At 67.0% G+C, this 20,615-nt stretch carries 13 protein-coding genes; 4 read left to right on the forward strand and 9 right to left on the reverse strand.

Going from position 1 to position 20,615, the window contains the following annotated elements; translation table 11 throughout:
* Together G3O06_RS34200 and G3O06_RS34205 are read left to right on the forward strand one after the other, a co-directional pair.
* A partial coding sequence (locus tag G3O06_RS34200; RefSeq protein WP_205818852.1) for a succinylglutamate desuccinylase occupies positions 1–585 on the forward strand: 585 nt, incomplete at its 5' end.
* A gap of 355 nt (positions 586–940) precedes the next feature.
* The gene (locus G3O06_RS34205) at positions 941–1,735 is read left to right on the forward strand and encodes an ABC transporter substrate-binding protein (protein ID WP_174973188.1); all 795 of its coding nucleotides are present in this window, start codon (positions 941–943) and stop codon (positions 1,733–1,735) included.
* Between the two features lie 100 nt (positions 1,736–1,835).
* Here G3O06_RS34205 and G3O06_RS34210 read toward each other — a convergent pair whose 3' ends face one another.
* Together G3O06_RS34210 and cdpA are read right to left on the reverse strand one after the other, a co-directional pair.
* A complete protein-coding gene (locus G3O06_RS34210; RefSeq protein WP_174973190.1) occupies positions 1,836–3,335 on the reverse strand; it encodes an HDOD domain-containing protein in 1,500 nt (499 codons plus the stop codon).
* A 27-nt stretch (positions 3,336–3,362) separates the two neighbouring features.
* Positions 3,363–5,105, reverse strand: coding sequence for a sensor domain-containing phosphodiesterase (cdpA, locus tag G3O06_RS34215; protein ID WP_205818858.1), 1,743 nt, complete (start codon positions 5,103–5,105; stop codon positions 3,363–3,365).
* Between the two features lie 279 nt (positions 5,106–5,384).
* Between cdpA and G3O06_RS34220 the strand changes: the two genes are divergently transcribed.
* Positions 5,385–5,936: a peroxiredoxin gene (locus G3O06_RS34220; protein WP_174915160.1), complete on the forward strand. Its 552-nt coding sequence runs from the start codon at positions 5,385–5,387 to the stop codon at positions 5,934–5,936.
* A gap of 88 nt (positions 5,937–6,024) precedes the next feature.
* Here G3O06_RS34220 and G3O06_RS34225 read toward each other — a convergent pair whose 3' ends face one another.
* Positions 6,025–6,654, reverse strand: a complete 630-nt coding sequence (locus G3O06_RS34225; protein ID WP_174915161.1) for an NAD(P)H-binding protein — start codon at positions 6,652–6,654, stop codon at positions 6,025–6,027.
* A gap of 312 nt (positions 6,655–6,966) precedes the next feature.
* Here G3O06_RS34225 and G3O06_RS34230 point away from each other — a divergent pair, with 312 nt between their 5' ends.
* Positions 6,967–8,427 (forward strand): NYN domain-containing protein, encoded by a 1,461-nt coding sequence (locus tag G3O06_RS34230; protein ID WP_205818853.1) that lies wholly within the window; start codon positions 6,967–6,969, stop codon positions 8,425–8,427.
* Positions 8,428–8,529: 102 nt separating this feature from the next.
* Here G3O06_RS34230 and G3O06_RS34235 read toward each other — a convergent pair whose 3' ends face one another.
* The 6 genes from G3O06_RS34235 to G3O06_RS34260 all read right to left on the reverse strand — a co-directional run bounded on the left by G3O06_RS34235 (position 8,530) and on the right by G3O06_RS34260 (position 20,474).
* Entirely contained in the window at positions 8,530–8,913 is a 384-nt protein-coding gene (locus tag G3O06_RS34235; protein WP_174973195.1) for a VOC family protein, read from the reverse strand.
* A gap of 106 nt (positions 8,914–9,019) precedes the next feature.
* Positions 9,020–12,328: an efflux RND transporter permease subunit gene (locus tag G3O06_RS34240; RefSeq protein WP_205818854.1), complete on the reverse strand. Its 3,309-nt coding sequence runs from the start codon at positions 12,326–12,328 to the stop codon at positions 9,020–9,022.
* Between the two features lie 3 nt (positions 12,329–12,331).
* Complete coding sequence (locus G3O06_RS34245; protein ID WP_174973198.1) at positions 12,332–15,445, reverse strand: MdtB/MuxB family multidrug efflux RND transporter permease subunit; 3,114 nt, start codon at positions 15,443–15,445, stop codon at positions 12,332–12,334.
* Between the two features lie 15 nt (positions 15,446–15,460).
* Entirely contained in the window at positions 15,461–16,831 is a 1,371-nt protein-coding gene (locus G3O06_RS34250) for an MdtA/MuxA family multidrug efflux RND transporter periplasmic adaptor subunit (protein WP_205818855.1), read from the reverse strand.
* 253 nt (positions 16,832–17,084) lie between these two features.
* Positions 17,085–17,909 carry an IclR family transcriptional regulator gene (locus G3O06_RS34255; protein WP_174973202.1) on the reverse strand — a complete coding sequence of 275 codons (825 nt, stop codon included), beginning with the start codon at positions 17,907–17,909 and terminating at the stop codon, positions 17,085–17,087.
* Between the two features lie 600 nt (positions 17,910–18,509).
* Positions 18,510–20,474: an alkaline phosphatase PhoX gene (locus G3O06_RS34260; RefSeq protein WP_205818856.1), complete on the reverse strand. Its 1,965-nt coding sequence runs from the start codon at positions 20,472–20,474 to the stop codon at positions 18,510–18,512.
* Positions 20,475–20,615: the final 141 nt, after the last annotated feature.

Raw genomic sequence — 20,615 nt, forward strand, 5'->3', positions numbered from 1 at the left:
TGGCACATCGACATGCATACGGCGATCCGCGCATCGGTGTTCGAGCAGTTCGCGCTGTTGCCGCACACGGGCATGCCGCCGACGCGCACGATGTTCGAATGGCTCGGCGACGCGCAGATCGCGGCCGTGCTGCTGCATACCGCGAAGGGCAACACGTATTCGCATTTCACGGCCGAGCACTGCGGCGCGCTCGCGTGCACGCTGGAACTCGGCAAGGTGCGCCCGTTCGGCCAGAACGACCTGACGCGCTTCGCGCCGGCCGACCGCGCGGTGCGCAAGCTCGTGTCGGGCGCCGCTCGTGATGCTAACGCTCGGGGCGGCCAGCCGTCGTTGCCGCGCGTCTTCACGGTGATCGACCAGATCACGAAGCAGAGCGACGCGCTCGAGCTGTTCGTCGCGGCCGACGTCGCGAACTTCACCGCGTTCGTACGCGGCACGGTGCTCGCGCAGGACGGCGACTACCGCTACACGGTGAAGCACGACGAGGAGCGCATCGTGTTCCCGAATCCGACGGTGAAGCCGGGTTTGCGCGCGGGCCTGCTCGTCATCGACACGACCCGCGAGACGGTCGCGGCGCTCGTCTGACGGTGACCGATTGCGCGTGGCCGCGGCGATCCGCGGCCCGCGCATCGCCCGGCAACCATTCCATTTTTGAGATTACGTCCGCATGCCGCGCAGAAGGCCCGCGCGGCGCGCTTGCGTATTTGCGACATCGTCTTGCAAGTTCGATGGGTAGCCCGGCTGACGTCGGCGCACGCAGTGCAGCATCACGTGCCGGCGGCTGCTTTGCCATATCGGGCCGCGCGGATTGGTACAATCGCGGCCTTGCGGCTGTTGCGCCGCATCACGGCGCGGCGGCGGCATTGCCGTGGTCATCCGACCCTGCAATGATGCATGCGCCCGTAGTTCCGGAACATTCGAGTATCGAGGAGAACACCTGATGAAGTTGGATTGGCGTAAAGTGGCCGCGCATGCGGTGGTGGTGGCGTCGGCCGTGGCGGCAGGCAGCGCGATGGCAGCGGATCTGAAAGAGATCCGTTTCGGCGTCGAGGCCTCGTACGCGCCGTTCGAATACAAGACGCCCGACGGCAAGCTGACCGGCTTCGACATCGACATCGGCAACGCGGTGTGCGCGAAGCTGAAGACGAAGTGCGTGTGGGTCGAGAACGACTTCGACGGCCTGATCCCGGCGCTGCAGGCGCGCAAGTTCGACGCGATCAACTCGGACATGACGATTACCGACCAGCGCAAGCATGCGATCGCGTTCACCGATCCGATCTACACGATTCCGAACCAGCTGATCGCGAAGCAGGGCACGGGCCTGCTGCCGACCCCGCAATCGCTGAAGGGCAAGCGCGTCGGCGTGCTGCAGGGCACGATCCAGGAAGCGTACGCGAAGAAGAAGTGGGCGCCGGCAGGCGTCGAAGTCGTGCCGTACCAGACGCAGGACCTGGCCTACGCCGACCTGAAGTCGGGCCGTCTCGACGCGACGTTCCAGGACGCGGAAGCGGGTTCGAAGGGCTTCCTGTCGAAGCCGCAAGGCCAGGGCTTCGCGTTCGCGGGCGGTACCGTGAGCGATGCCGAGATCCTCGGCTCGGGCGTCGGCTTCGGCCTGCGCAAGAACGACGCGGCGCTGAAGACCGCGCTCGACCAGGCGCTGAAGGAACTGAAGGCCGACGGCACGATCGACAACCTCGCGAAGAAGTACTTCAGCGTGCCCGTGACGCTCAAGTAAGCGTAGCGTTCGATCGCACGATGCAAGCAAACCGGCCGCTGATGCGGCCGGTTTGTTTTTGGAGGCGGGAAAGCGGCGTGGACAGCGGCCGGGGGCCGCGTCAGGCCGGAAAGAACCGGCCCAGTTCGCGCGCGAGCTCGTTGAGCACGGCCATCTCCTGCTGCGTGATCTTGCGCGCAGGCTGCGCGCCGGCCCAGTCGCCGTACAGCAGCGCGACGGTCGTCGTGCCGACGCGCACGGGCAGCAGCACGAATGCGCGCGTGTCGTCGAATGCATCGAGATACCACGCGGGCAGGCGCTTGAGCATCTTCGGCTCCTGCGCCTGCTCGATGAAGATGCCGACCGAGTTCGAGATCGCGAGATGAAACACGTCCGGCTCGAAGCGCTCGTCGAAGCGCAGCCGGTCGAGCGTCGTATCGACGCCGGGGCCGAAGCCGAGGCGCGCGGCGAACATGCCGTCGTCGTGACGCACGAACATCACGGTGCGCGTGAACGCGAGGCCGGCCAGCAGGCTTTCCGACGCGAGCGCGAGCACGGGCGTGAGCACGTGCTCGGACGGCAGCGCGCGCAGGTCCGCGAGGCCGGCTTCGAGGCACGCCTCGGGCTCGGCCTGCGCGCGCGCGATCGCATCGGCGTTCGCGCGCAGCTCGACGATCTCGCGCATCATGGTGTCGCTCGCTTCCTCGCGCGCGAGCCGCTCGGCGATCTCGACGAGCGCGTCGGATTCCATGTCGAGTTCCGCGCCGTAGTGCTGCGCGAGCGCCGCGATGCGCGCGTCGCGTTGCGGGCTTGCGGGCATCACGAGCGCGCCTGCGACGTCGGTCGAGCAGCGGCTGATCGCGCGCAGCCAGCGGACGCGGTCGGCCGGGCCGTCATCGGTCGCATGGTCTGCGTCGCGGTCGTCCTCTTCGTTGCCGAACGCGTCGGTGTGCACCACGTGGTCGTGGTCGGCCATCCCCGCGCGGATCACGTCGGGCAAGCGCCAGCGCGCGGCCGCCTCGAGCCCGATCTCGTCGAAGCCGACGCCGAGCACATCGATGCAGGCGGCTGCTTCGTCGCCGTTCAGTTCGGCCGCGCGGCGGCGGATCCGGTCCCATTCGCTGTCGAGATAGCAGACCACGAGCAGCTTGCCGACCTGGCGCATCAGCGTGCAGACGACGGCTTCCTCGCCTGCGCGCAACTCGGCGCGTTCGGTGAGCTTGCGCGCGACACAGCCGGACAGCAGCGCGCGGTTCAGTTCGAGCTTCGCATCGATGCGCCGCGGCGTACTGTGGTGGAAATGGTCGACGAGTTTGAGCCCGACGACCAGATGGCCGACGGCGTCCATGCCGAGCACCATCAGGGCGCGGGTCACGGTCGTGATGTTGCCGCCGAACGCCATGTACATCGCGGAGTTCGCAAGCCGCAGCACTTTCTGCGTGAGCGCGAAGTCCGACAGCACGACGCGCACGAGCGCGGTGAAGTCGAGATCGTCGTTCTTCATCGCGGCCATCGTCGCGCGCAGCGATTCCGACAGCAGCGGGAAATCGCCCCGTTCGTTCATCCGGGCCCACAGCTTGTCGAGCAATGCGGTGCGGGGCAGGTATTCGGTGGTTGACATACGGATCTGTCCGGTTCGCCGCGCGCGTCAGGCGGCGGCGTGCAGGTGCAGCTGCTGCGCCTCGAAGCGTCGGGCGAGCTCCTCGGACGGCAGCGCCTGGCAGACGAGCCAGCCCTGGATATGGTTGCAGCCCATCTCCGTCAGCAATTCGCGCTGCGCCTCGGTCTCGACGCCTTCCGCGACGAGCTCGAGATCGAGCGTCTGCGCGAGGCCGACCACGGCCGACACGATCGCGCGGTCGTTGCGCGAGGTCAGCAGGTTCTCGACGAAACTGCGGTCGATCTTCAGCTTCGCGAGCGGGAAGCGCTGCAGATAGGCGAGGCTCGAATAGCCGGTGCCGAAATCGTCGATCGCGAAGCGGATGCCGAGATCGGTCAGCTCCTCGAGCAGCCCCTTCGCCTGTGCGGGATCGTGCATCAGCAGGCTTTCGGTGATCTCGAGCACGATGCGGCGCGGGTCGATGCCCGTCAACGCGATCGCCTCGCGCACGCTCTGCGTGAAGCGCGGGTCGCGAAACTGCTGCGGCGACACGTTGACCGCCACATACTGCAGCGCGAGCCCCTGGCGGTCCCAGGCGACGAGCTGCATGCACGCGGCCTTGAGCACCCAGTTGCCGAGATAGTTGATCAGGCCGATCGATTCGGCGAGCGGAATGAAGGTCGCGGGCGGCACGAGGCCATGCACCGGATGGCGCCAGCGGATCAGCGCCTCGACGCCGACCACCGCGCCCGACTGGCTGCGCGTGATCGGCTGGAAATGGAGCGAAAACTCGCCGTTGCGCACGCCGTCGTACAGGTCGGCCTCGAGCTTCAGCCGTTCGGCGTCGGCCGGATCGTCGACGGGCGCGTGGAACGCGAGCGCGTTGCCGCCCGATGCCTTCGCTTGCGCGAGCGCGTGGTCGGCGCGGCGCAGCAGCGGGCTGTGGTGCTGCGCGCGATGCGGCACCGCGCGCTCGTCAGGGTAGAGCGCGATGCCGATGCTCGCGGACAGGTGCACGGTCTGCCCCTGGAATACGTAGGGCTCGCGCACCGCGGCCTGCAGCCGGCGCGCGAGCGCGTCGGCGGCATTGCTCGCCTGCGTGCGGTCCGGCGCGCCGAGCACGACCGCGAACTTGTCGCTCGCGACGCGCGCGAGCTGCTCGTTCGGCGTGACGAGCGCCTTCAGCCGCTGTGCGGTCTCGCGCAGCAGCATGTCGCCCGCGTCGTAGCCGAGCGCGCGGTTGATCCGCTGGTAGTCGTCGAGGTCGAGCAGCAGCAGCGCCGCGCAGGTGCCGTCCTCGTCGGCGGCCTGCTGCGCGCGCATCAGCGCGGGCACGAGCGCGGACAGGTTGTCGAGCCCCGTCATCGGGTCGTGGTGCATTTCGTAGGTCAGGCGCGCCTCGAGCGCACGCCACGACGACACGTCGAACGCCGCGATCGCGAACCCGTCGACCCCGTGGTGGCGGCTCTTGAACGCGCGGATCTCGACGTCCAGCGGGTAGGTGAGCGACTTGACGATGCACATCGTCGCCTTCTCGACCTGGCCGGAACGTGCGGCGCGTGCAAGCAGGCCTTCGAGCGCCGCGGTATCCTGTTCGGCGATCAGGTCGCGCAGCGTCAGCGTGTGCAGGTAGTCGCGGTGGTAGCCGATGAAGCGCAGGCTTGCGTCGGACACGTACAGAAAGCGCAGCTCGCGGTCGACATGGGCGAGGAAATCCACCGTGCCGACCGTCTGTTCCAGCCAGTTGCGCACGGAGTCGTCGCGGCGCGGCGCGCCGGCGCGCGCGGGCATCAGCGCGCCGCCCGACCAGGCGAAGCGGCGCAGCGTATGCAAGGCGCTGCGCCAGGAGCCCTTGCGTGACGTCTGTTTCCTGTTGGCTTCCATGTTTCTCGCTGACGTGAAGGGCTGGAACCGGTTGTCCGGAAGGAATAACGGCAGACTGTGCGGAATCTTTAACGGACCGGCCGCGGATGGCGTTGCCGCTGGACCGGATCGGTCACGCGGGTGTTCGACAGGCGAACGCTGGCATGGCCTACATCGAGGCTGACTTTATAAGAAATGAGGACGCAGATGAAGCGAAAACTGTTGCTGGGCGCCGCCGTGGCGGCGCTGGTGGGCGGCCATGCACTGATGGCGCAGGCGGAATTGAAGCCGGGTGCCGCGGCGCCCGATTTCACGACGCAGGCGTCGCTGGGCGGCAAGACTTACACGTACTCGCTCGCGGACGCGCTGAAGCAGGGGCCGGTCGTGCTGTATTTCTACCCGGCCGCGTTCACGAAGGGCTGCACGATCGAGGCGCACGCGTTCGCGGATGCGGTCGACCGTTACAAGGCTTACGGCGCGACGGTGATCGGTGTATCGGCTGACAAGATCGACACGCTGACGAAGTTCTCGGTGAGCGAGTGCCGGAGCAAGTTCCCGGTCGCGGCCGATCCGGACGCGAAGATCATCCGGGAATACGATGCGAAGCTGCCGGCGATCGACCGCGCGAACCGCGTGTCCTACGTGATCTCGCCGGAAGGGAAGGTTCTCTACGAATACACGAGCATGTCGCCCGACAAGCACGTCGAGAACACGCTCGCCGCCGTGAAGGCGTGGGCCGACGCGCATCCGAAGCAGTAAGCCCGGCGCCGCGCGCGCCAGAGCGGCCCGTCGTGCGGGCCGCCGGTACGGAACGACGCGCCGCCGAGCGGCGGTGCGTGCGGGGCCGCTAGGCGCGCAACGCCTGCTCGATCGGCACGCTGCCGCCGACGAAGCCGACGACCTTGCGCGAGATCCCGAGCTTGATCGCCTCGATCGCGGCCCAGGCCACATCCTGGCGCGACACGGGCGGGGCGCCTTCGAACCACGCATCGGTCAGCGCGATCTTGCCGACGCCCGGAACGTCCGTGAGCGGGCCGGGCCGCAGGATCGCGTAGTCGACGCCCGACGCGATCACGCGATCGTCGCCTTCGCGCTTCATCTGCGAATAATGGTGCAGCGCGTCCGGGCCGAGCTCGGGCTGGTAGGCGGACAGCGAGCTGATCACCACGAGCTTCTGCGCGTTGTAAGCCAGCGCGTATTCGGCCGCGCGAGCAACCGCGTCGCGGTCGACCTGCTCCTCTTCGGCCGCGCCTTCCGTTTCGGCCGAGCCGGCTGCGTAGATCACGTGCGAGATGCCCTGGAATGCGTGCGAGAAATCGTTCGTCAGGTCGGCCTCGACTACCCGTGCGCCCGCCAGCGCATAGCCGTGCCGGCGCACGAGCGCCGTGACCTCGAACTCCGGCTGCTTGAGCAGCAGATCCGCGCAGGCCTGGCCCGTTCGGCCGGTCGCGCCAATCAGCAGTACCTTCGTCGTCATGAAACCGCTCCTTGCTCGATGCGTCATCCTTCCAGATAGGGACGGACGACCGATAACTCAAGTGTAATGTCGATTTGCCCCTGCGGCGGGTGCGTATTAAGGGGCGTACCGGCAGCGGGCATACCGGCATCGGGCGCCAGCCGGGGTTGCCCGGCGCGGGCACGCGATCCGCAGCGGCGCCACCACCACCGGCATTCCAGCCGTCATTCACTCACATGGATGCGGGAATGACGCGCCGACCGGCTATCATGTGCGCGATGCATTTTTCGCCGCTACGTCATACAACGCATCGGCCCACTGGTTGGAGTACACATGGCATTACCCCTGGACAACGTCAGCATGGCCGTGTTCTGCGACTTCGAGAACGTCGCGCTCGGCGTGCGCGACGCGAAGTACGAGAAGTTCGACATCAAGCCCGTGCTGGAGCGCTTGCTGCTGAAGGGCAGCATCGTCGTGAAGAAGGCTTATTGCGACTGGGATCGCTACAAGGGCTTCAAGGCGTCGATGCACGAGGCGAGCTTCGAACTGATCGAGATTCCGCACGTGCGCCAGTCGGGCAAGAACTCGGCCGACATCCGGCTCGTGGTCGACGCGCTCGACCTCTGCTACACGAAGTCGCACGTCGATACGTTCGTGATCATCAGCGGAGACTCGGATTTTTCGCCGCTGGTGTCGAAGCTGCGCGAGAACGCGAAGAAGGTGATCGGCGTCGGCGTGAAGAAATCGACGTCGGACCTGCTGGTGGCGAACTGCGACGAATTCATTTTCTACGACGATCTGGTACGCGAGCAGCAGCGCGCGCTCGCGAAGCGCGAACAGCAGCAGCGCGCGGGCAACGGCGGCGCGAAGCGGCCGGACGAGCCGTCGCGCAAGCACGACCTGGACGTGCGCAAGGCCGAGGCGATCGCGCTGGCGGTCGAGACGTTCGATGCACTCGCGTCGGAGCGGGACGACGTCGGCAAGATCTGGGCGTCGGTGCTCAAGAGCGCGATCAAGCGTCGCAAGCCGGATTTCAACGAGTCGTACTACGGGTTCCGCGCGTTCGGCAACCTGCTCGACGAGGCGCAGGCGCGGGGCCTGCTCGAAGTGGGGCGTGACGACAAGTCGGGCGCGTTCGTGTCGCGGGCACGCCAGTCGGTGGCCGCGGAGCAGGCTGCGCAGGCCGGCGAAGGCGGTGTCGCACACCATGGCACGCACCACGGGGCGCGTGCGGCGGAGCCGGCACGCGCCGGGCGTGAATCGCGACGTCGCGAGCAGCGGGCGGAAGCGGTCGTACACGAAACCGTGCAGGTCGAGGCCGAAGACGCGTTGATGGCCGAAGCCGCCGAAGCCGCGGCAGTCGTGCCGGCTGAAGCGACCGAAGCGGTGGAAGTGGCCGAGGCGCACGGCGATGCGAAGGATGGCCGCAAGCGTGCACGCAAGAGCACGGCGAAGAAGACCGGCGCGAAGAAGGGCGCCGCCGCGAAGAGCGCAAGCCGTCAGGCGGCCGGGAACCCGGACGACGCCGGGCATGGTGCGGCGAAACACGGTGGCGACAAGCACGCGCACGGCAAGCATGCGGGCGATACGCATCGCGACGCGGAGCAGGGCGACGAGCGCCACGCCGCAGTGACGCACGCCGAGCTGGCGGCCGGCGAGGTCGGCGGTGAGGCGGCTGCGGCGCCTGCCGAGGCGGCGGTCGACGCGCCTGCCGAAGCCAAGCCGAAGAAACCGGCCCGCAAGGCGGCACCGCGCGCACGGCGTCCGCGCAAGACGACACCAGCGGCCGAGTAACGGCGGCCGCCGGCCTCGGGTGTCGTCCGCAACAGGCCGACACCCAGGCCCGGCCCCGCACCGCACAATACCGGCCGGCGCAACGCCGGCCTGCCAGCGGAACTAGCCGTTCAGCACATAGGGCTGTGTCATCACTTCTAGGAAGTGGCCGTCCGGATCGTCGAAGTACACGCCGCGGCCGCCGTTGTGGCGGTAGATGTCATCCGGTTGCCGTTTCGCGGGATCGGCCCAGTGCGCCAGCCCCCGCTCGCGGATGCGCGCCAGCACACGATCGAAGCCGGCTTCGTCGAGCAGGAACGCGTAATGCTGCGACGCGATCTCTCCCGCCTGTTCGTAAAAATCGAGCGACACGCCGTTGCCGAGCGGGACGACCAGCATCGGGCCGAACGGCGTCGGCGGCGGCAATTCCAGAAGCTCGGTGAGGAAGCGGCTCGACGCACGCTTGTCGCGGCACCAGACGATCGTATGGTTGAGCTGGACGTTCATGGTGTGTCCCCGTGAAGGGCCCCGCGATGGGCATGGACTCACGATAGCCGATCGTCGCGGCTGTTCAAGCGCAAAAAAACGGCCGCCCACCGGGCGGCCGCTTTCATCACTCCCCGGCGACGGCCGGCCCGCCGGTATTCCGGCGGCGGTTACGGCGTTTCTCGCCCCACACGCGGAAGCGGTCCATGTACAGGTAGACGACCGGCGTCGTATAGAGCGTCAGCACCTGCGACACGATCAGGCCGCCGGCGATCGCGATCCCGAGCGGCGCGCGCAGTTCGGCGCCGTCGCCGCTGCCGAACGCGAGCGGCAGCGCGCCCAGCAGTGCGGCCATCGTCGTCATCATGATCGGGCGGAAGCGCAGCAGGCAGGCCTCGTGGATCGCGTCGAACGACGACTTCTGGTTGTTGCGCGTCTGGTCGATCGCGAAGTCGACCATCATGATCGCGTTCTTCTTCACGATACCGATCAGCAGGATCACGCCGATCAGCGCGATGATGCTGAACTCGGTCTTGAACAGCAGCAGCGCGAGCAGCGCGCCGACACCGGCCGACGGCAGCGTCGACAGGATCGTGATCGGGTGGATGTAGCTCTCGTACAGGATCCCGAGCACGATGTAGACGGCCAGCAGCGCCGCGAGGATCAGGATCGGCTGGTCGTTCATCGACTGCTGGAACGCCTGCGCGGTGCCCTGGAAGCTGCCGACGATGGTCGGCGGGACGCCGACCTGCGCCATCGTCTGGTAGATCACCTGCGTCGCCTGCGACAGCGACACGCCGGGCGGCAGGTTGAACGAGATCGTCGTCGCGACGAACAGCCCCTGGTGGTTGACCGACAGCGGTGTCGTGCTCGGCCCGAACGTCGCGATCGCCGACAGTGGGATCATCGTCGATTTCGACGTCGACACCGACGCACCCGACGACGCGCTCGACTTGCCGCTCGCCGCGATCGAGTTGAGCGCCTGGTTGCGCGCGGAGTCGGACGCGATCGCCGCGGCGCTCTGCGTGGCCGTGCCGGCGCTCGATGTGCCGGCGGAGGTTGCGGCGTAGGTGCCGGCGGCCGCGTTGGTGGTCTGCGAGCCATTCGCGCTGCCGCCCGACGTGCTGACCCACACCTGGTTCAGCATCTCGGGGCTCTGCCAGTACTTCGGCGCGACTTCCATCACGACGTGGTACTGGTTCAGCGGGTTGTAGATCGTCGAGACCTGGCGCTGGCCGAACGCGTCGTACAGCGTGTTGTCGATCTGCGCGGGCTTGATGCCGAAGCGCGCGGCCGTCGCGCGGTCGATCGTCACCATCGCCTCGAGGCCGCCTTGCTGCTGGTCCGAGTTCACGTCGGTCAGCTCGGGGCGCTTCTGCAGCGCCTCGGTCAGGATCGGCCCCCACTTGTACAGGTCGGCGCTCGAATCGCCGAGCAGCGTGAACTGGTACTGCGCGTTGCTCTGCCGGCCGCCGACGCGGATGTCCTGCGCCGCCTGCAGGAACGTGCGTGCGCCGGCGACGTCCGCCAGCGGCGGGCGCAGCTGCTGGATCACCTGGTCGGCCGACAGCTTGCGCTCGGTGCGATCCTTCAGCGTGACGAACATGAAGCCCGAGTTGGTCTGCGTGCCGCCGGTGAAGCCCGCGACGCTCTTCACGTTCGGGTTGCTCTGCACGATCCGCATCATCTCGGAGAACTTCAGCTTCATCGCCTGGAACGACGTCGACTGGTCGGCCTGGATGCCGCCGATCATCAGCCCGGTGTCCTGCTGCGGGAAGAAGCCCTTCGGTACGACGATATACAGGTAGACGTTCAGCCCGATCGTCGCGAACAGGGTCAGCAGGATCAGCAACGGCCGGCGCAGCGCCCACGACAGCGAGCGCTCGTAGCCGCGCTGCATGCGGCTGAAACAGCGTTCCAGGAATCGCGCGAAGCGGCCTTCGCTCTGCGGTTCGTGCGACTCGGGCAGCAGGCGCGCGCACATCATCGGCGTGACCGTGAGCGACACCGCGAGCGAGACGGCGATCGCGAGCGACAGCGTCAGCGCGAACTCGCGGAACAGGCGCCCGACGATGCCGCCCATCAGCAGGATCGGCAGGAACACCGCGACGAGCGAAATACTCATCGACAGCACCGTGAAGCCGACCTCGCGCGCGCCGTCGAACGCGGCCTGCATCCGCGACTTGCCGTTCTCGATGTGCCGCGAGATGTTCTCGAGCACGACGATCGCATCGTCGACGACGAAGCCGGTCGCGACGATCAGCGCCATCAGCGACAGGTTGTCGATCGAGAAGCCGAGCAGGTACATCGCGCCGAACGTGCCGATGATCGAGATCGGCACCGCGACGCTCGGGATCAGCGTCGCGCGCCAGTTGCGCAGGAACAGGAACACGACCATCACGACGAGGCTGACCGCGATCAGCAGCGTGTGCTCGGTGTCCTTCAGCGACGCGCGAATGGTGGTCGAGCGGTCGAGCACCGGCGTGACCGTGATGTCGGCGGGCAGCGACGCGGTGAGCTGCGGCAGTGCCGCGCGCACGCGATCGATCGTGTCGATGATGTTCGCGCCGGGCGAGCGGTAGAGGATCACGAGCACCGCGCGCTTGCCGTTCGACAGGCCGAGGTTGCGCAGATCCTCGACCGAATCGACGACGTCGGACAGGTCGGACAGCCGCACGGCCGCGCCGTTGCGATACGCGACGACGAGGTCGCGGTATTGCGACGCCTGGGATGCCTGGTCGTTCGTATACAGCTGGTAGTGCTGCGGGCCGAACTCGATCGCACCCTTCGGCGCGTTGGCGTTCGCGGAGGCGAGCGCCGCGCGCACGTCCTCGAGGCCGATCCCGTAGTGGAACAGCGCTTGCGGCTCGAGCTCGACGCGCACGGCCGGGTTCGCGGAGCCGCTCACCGAGACCTGGCCGATCCCGTCGATCTGCGACAGCGACTGCTGCAGCACCGTCGATGCGGAGTCGTACAGCTTCGCGGGCGACGAGGTCTCCGACGTCAGCGACACGATCATGATCGGCGAGTCGGCCGGGTTGACCTTGCGGTAGGTCGGGTTGCTCTTCAGCGCGGCGGGCAGGTCGGCGCGTGCCGCGTTGATCGCGGCCTGCACGTCGCGCGCGGCGCCGTCGATGTCGCGGTTCAGGCCGAACTGCAGCGTGATCCGCGCATTGCCGACCGTGCTCGTCGACGTCATTTCCGAGACGTCGGCGATCGAGCCGAGGTGCCGCTCGAGCGGGCTCGTCACGCTGGTCGCGACGGTCTCGGGGCTTGCGCCGGGCAGCGACGCCTGTACCGAGATCGTCGGGAAGTCGACCTGCGGCAGCGGCGACACCGGCAGCTTGACGAATGCGAACAGGCCCGCGAGCGCGACGCCGATCGCGAGCAGCGTCGTCGCGACGGGGCGGGTGATGAAGGGGCGCGACAGGTTCATCGCTTACGCATCCGTGCGCGTGCCGGCTTGCGGGCCGTGGCGTTCGAACCAGCCGCGCACGCGGCGCGCGAGCGAGTCGAAGCCGAGATAGATCACGGGCGTCGTGAACAGCGTCAGCACCTGCGACACGATCAGGCCGCCGGCGATCGCGATCCCGAGCGGCTGGCGCAGCTCGGAGCCGGCGCCGGAGCCGACGATCAGCGGCACCGCGCCGAGCAGTGCGGCGAGCGTCGTCATCAGGATCGGCCGGAAGCGCAGCAGGCACGCCTGGTAGATCGCCTCGCGCGGCGGCTTGCCTTCGACGCGTTCGGCCTCGAGCGCGAAGTCGATCATCATGATCGCGTTCTTCTTCACGATGCCGATCAGCAGCACGATGCCGATGATCCCGATGATGTCGAGGTCGTGCCCGGTGATCATCAGCGCGAGCAGCGCGCCGACGCCGGCCGACGGCAGCGTCGACAGGATCGTGATCGGGTGGATGTAGCTCTCGTACAGCACGCCGAGCACGATGTACATCGTGATGACCGCGGCGAGGATCAGGAACAGCTGGTTCGACAGCGACGCCTGGAACGCGAGCGCCGCGCCCTGGAAGCGCGTCTGGAACGACGCGGGCAGCCCGATGTCCTTCTCGGCGGTGTCGATCGCCTTGACCGCCTCGCCGAGCGACGCGCCGGCCGCGAGGTTGAACGAGATGGTGGTCGACGGGAACTGCGACAGGTGCGCGACCAGGAGCGGCGACGGCCGCTCGTGGAACGACGCGATCGACGACAGCGGCACCTGGCCGCCGCCCGCCGACGGCAGGTAGATGTCGTTCAGCGATTGCGCGTAGTGCTGCTCCTTCGGCTCGGACTCGAGAATCACGCGGTACTGGTTCGACTGCGTGAAGATCGTCGACACGATGCGCTGGCCGAACGCGTCGTACAGCGCGTTGTCGACGGTCGCCGGCGTGATGCCGAAGCGCGCGGCGCTCGGACGGTCGATCTCGATGTAGACGGATTGGCCATTGCTCTGCAGGTCGGTCGCGACGTCGGCGAGCGACGGCTCCTGCTGCAGCCGCGCGACGAGCTTCGGCACCCAGGTCGCGAATTCTTCCGAGTTCGGGCTCGTCAGCATGAACTGGTACTGCGTCGGGCTGACGGTCGAGTCGATCGTCAGGTCCTGCACCGACTGCATGAAGAGCGAGATGCCGGTGATGTTCGCGACGCGGTGCTGCAGGTCGCGGATGATCTGCGCGGCCGTCTCGGAGCGTTCGTCGCGCGCTTTCAGGTTGATCAGCATCCGGCCGCTGTTCAGCGTGATGTTGCTGCCGTCGACGCCGATGAACGACGTGAGGCTCTCGACGTTCGGATCCTTAAGGATCTCGGCCGCGAGCGCCTGCTGGCGCTCGGCCATCGCGCCGTACGAGATCGACTGCGGCGCCTGCGTGATCGCCTGGATCACGCCGGTATCCTGCGCGGGGAAGAAGCCCTTCGGCACGTAGACGTACAGCAGGCCCGTCAGCGCGAGCGTCAGCAGCGCGACGACGAGCGTCGAGCGCTGGCGGTTCAGCACCCATTCGAGCGCGACCGCGTAGCGCGCGATCACCCAGTCGATTGCCTGGTGCACGCGTGCCTCGAAGCGATGGCTCTCGGGCGGCGGCGAATGGCGCAGCAGCTTCGCGCACATCATCGGCACGAGCGTGAGCGACACGATCGCCGAGATCACGATCGTCACCGCGAGCGTGATCGCGAATTCATGGAACAGGCGCCCGACCACGTCACCCATGAACAGCAGCGGGATCAGCACCGCGATCAGCGATACCGTCAGCGAGATGATCGTGAAGCCGATCTGCTTCGAGCCCTTCAGCGCGGCCTCGAGCCCCGTTTCGCCTTCCTCGACGTAGCGCGCGATGTTCTCGATCATCACGATCGCATCGTCGACCACGAAGCCGGTCGCGATGGTGAGCGCCATCAGCGACAGGTTGTTCAGCGAGAAGCCGGCCAGGTACATCACCGCGAGCGTGCCGATCAGCGACAGCGGCACCGACAGGCTCGGGATGATCGTCGCGTAGATGTTCGCGAGGAACAGGTACATCACCAGCACGACCAGCCCGACCGCGAGCAGCAGTTCGAACTGCACGTCGCGCACGGCGGCGCGGATCATCGTCGTGCGGTCGGTGACGATCTCCACGTCGAGCGCGGCCGGCAGCGTTTCCTGCAGCTTCGGCAATTGCGCCTTGATCGCGTCGACCGTCTGGATCACGTTCGCGCCAGGCTGACGCTGCACGTTCAGGATGATCGCCGGGTCGGAATTCACCCACGCGCCGAGCTTGGTGTTCTCGGAGCCGGCGACGACCGTCGCGACGTCGGTGAGCATCACCGGGCGGCCGTTCTTGTAGGCGACGACCGCGCTGTTGTACTGGTCGGCGCTCGTGAGCTGGTCGTTCGCGTTGATCGTGTATGCGCGCGTCGGGCCGTCGAAATTGCCCTTCGGCGTGTTCACGTTCAGGTTCGAGATCGTCGTGCGCAGGTCGTCGAGGTTCATCCCGTACTGCGCGAGCGCGGTCGGGTTCGCCTGGATCCGCACGGCCGGGCGGTTGCCGCCCGACAAGCTGACGAGACCCACGCCCGCGACCTGCGAGATCTTCATCGCGAGGCGCGTGTCGGCGAGATCCTGCACCTGCGTGAGCGGCAGCGTCTTCGACTTGACGGCGAGCGTCAGCACCGGCGCGTCGGCCGGGTTGACCTTCGCGTAGATCGGCGGGGCAGGGAGGTCGGACGGCAGCAGGTTGCCGGCCGCGTTGATCGCGGCCTGCACTTCCTGTTCGGCGATGTCGAGCGGCAGGTCGAGCGAGAACTGCAGCGTGATCACGGACGAGCCGGCCGAGCTTTGCGACGACATCTGGTTCAGCGACGGCATCTGCCCGAACTGCCGTTCAAGCGGCGCGGTGACCGACGAGGTCATCACCTCCGGGCTCGCGCCCGGATAGAAGGTCTGGACCTGGATCGTCGGATAGTCGACTTCCGGCAGCGCGGCGAGCGGCAGGAAGCGCAGCGCGACGAGACCGGCCAGCATGATCGCCGCCATCAGGAGGGCGGTGCCGACCGGCCGGAGAATGAAGAGGCGGGATGGATTCATCGAGCGGCCCGCGCGTTACTGGGCCGCGGAGGCCGCTGCCTGCGACGCGCCGTGCTTGTGTCCGCCGCGATGGCCGCCGGCGCCCGATGCCCCCGACGCCGTACCGGCGCCGCGCGCGCCCGATGCGCCTTTCGGCTTGTCTGCCGGGATCGAGATCTTCGCGCCTTCGCGCAGGCGGTCGGAGCCGTCGGTCACCACGCGCTCGCCGAGCGAGACGCCGCTGACGATGCTCGTGCGTTCGCCGTCGACCGGGCCGATCGTGACCTTGCGTACCGTCACCGTGTTGTCGGGTTTCGCGATGTAGACGAACTGGCCGATCGAGCCGGTCAGCACCGCGGACGTCGGCACGATCGTCGCATTGCGCAGCACGTCGACGAGCAGGCGCGTGTTCACGAACTGATTCGGGAACAGCATGCCTTCCTTGTTATCGAAGTTCGCGCGCAGCTTGACCGTGCCCGTGCTCGTGTCGATCTGGTTGTCGAGCGTCGCGAGCGAGCCCGTCTCGAGCGGCACCGTGTTGTTGCGGTTGTAGGCGGTGACCGACAGCTTCTGGCCCGCGTTCACCTGCTTGAGGATCTGCGGCAGGTTGTCTTCCGACGTCGTGAAGATCACGCTCATCGGCTGCAACTGCGTGATCACGACGAGGCCGTTGGTATCGCCCGGCGTCACGTAGTTGCCGGGGTCGACCTGGCGCAGGCCGACGCGGCCCGACACCGGCGCGGTGATGCGCGCATACGTGAGGTTGAGCTTCGCGGAATCGATCGCGGCCTGGTCGGTCTTCACCGCGCCTTCGTATTGCTTGACGAGCGACGCCTGCGTATCGACGGTCTGCGACGCGATCGAGTCCTGCGACAGCAGCGTCTGGTAGCGCTTCAGGTCGAGGCGGGCCGTTGCGAGCAGTGCGGAGTCGCGCGCGTGCGTGCCTTCGGCGTTCTCGAGCGACACCTGGTACGGGCGCGGGTCGATCTGCGCGAGCACGTCGCCCTTCTTGACGATCTGGCCTTCCTGGAACGAGACCGACTGCAGGTAGCCCGACAGTTGCGTCTTGACCGTCACGTTCGCGAGCGGCGTGACGGTGCCGAGCGCGGACAGCACGATCGGCATTTCGCCCTGCGTCGCGGTCGCGACCTGCACGGGCTGCGGAACGTTCGCCATCGCGGCGGGACCGCCACGGCCGCGGTGGCCGCCGGCACCACCAGCGGCGCTTGCGCCCGCGCCGTTCGCACCGCTGCCGGCTGCCGGCGTGCGGTTCCACGGATGCCACCACAGCAGGCCGCCGATGACGACGACCGCGACCGCGCTGGCCATCAGCGTGCGGCGCGGGCGCCGCGCGGCGGGGGACGCGGGGTCTTTCGAAGGAGGCGTGGGCTTTTGTTCGTTATCCATCGTGATCTGTCAGGGAGACGGCGCGGCGGGCCGGAAATCGGACTGCTGGGCTGCGCGTGGGCGAGCGGTGCCGGGAGAGGGCGCCCGGCTCGGTCCGGGCCCCCGCCGGTCTGCGCGGGAAAAGAGCGGTGCGCACCGCGAGTGCGGCGCGACGATGGGCATGATCCTACGTCCCGTCCCCGTTACAGTCCAGTGGTCTATCTTTCAACGGGTTACGGTCGTTACAGAACGCGACAGGGCGATGACGAAACGATTACACGCTGATGCGCCGGGCCGGTGCGCCGCCGATTTCGCGCGTGATTTTCGCGATGCATTCATGCAGTGCGGGCACCACGTGTTCGTGCAGCCATTCCGGCGGGCACTGGTGCGACGCGCCACCGCAATTCACCGAATAGCGCTGGCCCGACGGGCCGACGAAACCGGCCGCGACGGCATTCAGGCCTTCGCGCCATTCGCCGATCGCGATTGCGTGGCCGTCGCGCATCGCGTCGTCCAGCGCGGGGGTCAGGCGCGCGGACACATGCGGCCAGTCGTCGCCGGCCGTCGTGCGCAGCGACTCGAGCAACTGGCGGCGTTCGTCGTCCTCGAGTGCGGCAAGATACGCGCGGCCTACCGCGGTGCGCGCGATGTCCATCCGCGAGCCGATCTCGAGGCGTGTGACGAGCACGGCCGAGCGCGGCCGGATCACGTCGATCGCGACCATGTCGAGCCGGTCTCGCACCGCGAGGTGCACGGACAGCGACGTGCGTTCGGCCAGCTCGATCATGAACGGCCGCGAACGCGCGCGGATGTCGAAGTTGCGCAGGAAGCCGTGGCTCAGTTCGAGTACCGATGCGGTGAGCACGAAGCGCTCGCTGTCGGGCAACTGGAACAGGAAGCCGGCGCTGACGAGCGTTGCGGTGATGCGCGAGACGGTCGGCTTCGGGATGCCGGTCAGTTCGGTCAGTTCGCGGTTGCTGACGGGCGCGTCGGCCGCCGCGATGCGACGCAGCACGGCGAGGCCGCGGGCGAGGGCGGTGATCTCGTCGGGTGACGATTCACGGTCCCGCAACGCGGGAGAGGTTACAGTTGTCGACACGAGGGATTCTCTCTAATTCCGAAACTCGATTTCAATTTTGTTGGTATTGTAGGACTATTGTCAAAGGATGCATGTTCTGCGGGCGAACCGATCATTGGATGAGATTTTACGGGTTCACCCTTGGTTTATTAGGAAAACGCTCAAATGAGCGTTGCCAGAAAGTGCATGAACCGGTGCAAATACCGCTTGACTTGTCGGGCGGAAACGGAAAGAATGTCTCACGTTTTCGAAACATCGTTTCAAGAGTTTAACCGGCAACGATGTTTCGCGCAGTCTCTCAGGTTCTAGCACGGCCCTCGGAATGGCTAGAACTTTTTTAGCGCCACGGTCTCCGTGGCGCTTTTTTTTGCCCGTCTTTCTGCTCGTCCGCCCGGACGCGTCAGGCCCGTATTATCCCCCGATCGTCAAAACCCTCTGTTTGAACGCAGGCGGTATCTGTTTGCGCGCGCGCTTTGCGTGATTCGCATGCGCAAAAAAAAGCGCGATGCCCGCATTGGGCATCGCGCATGAAACGGCGTGGAGCGCCGACGAATGAACGGTGATGAAGAGGACGCCTGGTCAGGGGCGCCCAAGGGGGCTGGCCCTCCTCGCGTGGCTCCCTCAGGCCTTCGCGAGCTTGATGCTGGTCTGCTCGGCCGTCAGGTAGCCGACGCTGGCGCCGAAGCGGTCCTTGAAGTTCGCGCGCACGAGCGGATCGAGCGTCGGCTTGACCTTGTCGTGCAGCGGCGATTCCCAGTCGCCCGCGTGCTGGAAGTTGCTCATGATGTACGTCCAGCCGTTGATCTCGTCGACCGCATGCAGGCCCGTCGATTCGGCGCCGGCCGGGCACGACAGCACGCGCACGAGCGACTTCGTGTCGACGTTGTAGGCCCACAGGAAGTTGTTCACGTGCATGCCCGAGTCTTCGCCGATGAAGAGCGTGCGCAGCTTTTCGGAGAACTTCAGGTTGTCCGGGTTCGCGATCTTGTCCGGGTTCGCGAGGTTGCCGAGGCCGTCGGCTGCGGCGAGATCCTCGCCGACGAGCGCGGCCGGCGCGCCCATGTCGACCGGCACCCATTCGCTGTCGATTGCGCTGCTCGTCGTGTCGCGCTGGCTGCCCTTCAGGTTCAGCGCATAGACGGCACCCGCGGAGATCTTCTTGTCGACCGCGACGTCGCGCGACACCGCATTGCCCTTGACCATCGACGTCTCGATCCGCGACATCGCCGTGTAGACGATCTTGTCCTTCGCGTTCACGGTCGTGCCTTCGAGCTTCGTGAAGCCCATGCTGCCGCCGAGCAGCGCCGCGTAGCGGTGCGTCTCGAGGAACGCGGCCGCCTTTTCCATCCCCGTCTTCACGCGCATCCAGTTGAACTTGCCGCCGAAGTGGATCTTCGTGTAGCTCGCATCGTTCGGGTCGGTGGTCGTCAGGTCCATGATGTCCGACGCCTTCAGCGTATTCGCGAGCGCTTCGATCTCGCTGCTCGTTGCATGGCCGATCTTGATCCACGTGAGCGTCGCGGTGCCCGCGCCGGCGGACGACGTCTGCGTCCACTTCGCGACGTACAGCGTGCCGGCCGACAGGTCGGCCGCCTTGTCGGCGACGAACATGAACAGGCCGCCGTTGGTGGCGTCGTCACCCATCATCACGGTGCGCTGGTCCGGCATCACCTGGATCAGCTCGTGCGAGATGCGGCCGAGGCAGTAGTGTTTCTTTACGGTGCCCGTGCCGTCCGGATTCACGGTGATCTCGGGCAGGTGGCCGTAGTGGTAGGGGTTCGCCTTCGTCTCGTCGCCGAACGTGTTCTTGCTGAACGCCTTGAACTGCGCGTCGGTCGCGACCTTGGTCGCGTCCGGCTCGTACTCTTCGCTCGACAGGTGCGTGCCCCACGGCGACAGGCTCGCGCCGCACGTGATCCACAGGCCGTGCGCCTTCGACGTGTCGACGTTGTGGTACTTGACGACCTTCAGCGCGCCGTTGGCCGGATCCTGGTCGAGCGTCAGCACCGCGATCGGCGACGGCAGCTGGCCGTACTGCGATGCGCTGGCCTGGTCGCGCGTCGTGTATTCGAACTGCACGACGGCGAACACCGTGTTGCCCTTTACGCCGGGCACGTTCGCGTTCTTCAGCGTCAGCAGCGAACTGCCGTCCGGGCAGTCGGAATAGAACTGGCGCTCCTTGCCGGCAACCGAACGGTCGATGATCGGCTGGTTGTTGATGTCGTAGTAGCCGCCTGCGAGCGTCGTGCCGCCCTTGCCGTCCGGCACCAGGTCGCCCGTCACGAAGAACGGCCGGTACGCGAGCTTGAAGTTGCGCGCCGAGCCGTCCGAGAACGACACCGACAGCGTCGAGCCGACCGTCGTCGTGGCCATCGCGGCCGCGTTGTCGAGCGTGGGTGCGGCCATCGCCGAGAACGTCGCCGACGTGTACGCGGCGGCAACCGGGGCCGGCGTCGACGCCGGATTGTCGTCGCCGCCGCAACCCGTCAGCAGGGCCGGCAGCGCGAGGCCGGAAAGGGGAAGCATCGGCGCGCCGGCGAGGATCTTCAGGGCCTGACGACGGGAAGCATTGGGCAACGCGGGCATGTGGAGTCCAGTTTCAGTTGTTGGAAGAATGGCCTTCGCGAAGCAGGCGGTCGGCAAGCTTCGCGAAGGCAAATTGAAAACTGGACGGAAGTGTAAGGACGCTCGATGAAAGTTTTTTGAATTGAAAACGTAATGAGGCGT

The organism is Burkholderia sp. Ac-20345 (assembly GCF_017104825.1).
Lineage (GTDB): Bacteria > Pseudomonadota > Gammaproteobacteria > Burkholderiales > Burkholderiaceae > Burkholderia > Burkholderia lata_B.

Excerpts from the sequence above, each read along its gene's own strand:
- G3O06_RS34205 (WP_174973188.1), top strand. The coding sequence starts at position 941 with ATGAAGTTGGATTGGCGTAAAGTGGCCGCGCATGCGGTGGTGGTGGCG.
- G3O06_RS34210 (WP_174973190.1), bottom strand. The coding sequence starts at position 3,335 with ATGTCAACCACCGAATACCTGCCCCGCACCGCATTGCTCGACAAGCTG.
- cdpA (WP_205818858.1), bottom strand. The coding sequence starts at position 5,105 with ATGCCCGCGCGCGCCGGCGCGCCGCGCCGCGACGACTCCGTGCGCAAC.
- G3O06_RS34220 (WP_174915160.1), top strand. The coding sequence starts at position 5,385 with ATGAAGCGAAAACTGTTGCTGGGCGCCGCCGTGGCGGCGCTGGTGGGC.
- G3O06_RS34225 (WP_174915161.1), bottom strand. The coding sequence starts at position 6,654 with ATGACGACGAAGGTACTGCTGATTGGCGCGACCGGCCGAACGGGCCAG.
- G3O06_RS34230 (WP_205818853.1), top strand. The coding sequence starts at position 6,967 with ATGGCATTACCCCTGGACAACGTCAGCATGGCCGTGTTCTGCGACTTC.
- G3O06_RS34235 (WP_174973195.1), bottom strand. The coding sequence starts at position 8,913 with ATGAACGTCCAGCTCAACCATACGATCGTCTGGTGCCGCGACAAGCGT.
- G3O06_RS34240 (WP_205818854.1), bottom strand. The coding sequence starts at position 12,328 with ATGAACCTGTCGCGCCCCTTCATCACCCGCCCCGTCGCGACGACGCTG.
- G3O06_RS34245 (WP_174973198.1), bottom strand. The coding sequence starts at position 15,445 with ATGAATCCATCCCGCCTCTTCATTCTCCGGCCGGTCGGCACCGCCCTC.
- G3O06_RS34250 (WP_205818855.1), bottom strand. The coding sequence starts at position 16,831 with ATGGATAACGAACAAAAGCCCACGCCTCCTTCGAAAGACCCCGCGTCC.
- G3O06_RS34260 (WP_205818856.1), bottom strand. The coding sequence starts at position 20,474 with ATGCCCGCGTTGCCCAATGCTTCCCGTCGTCAGGCCCTGAAGATCCTC.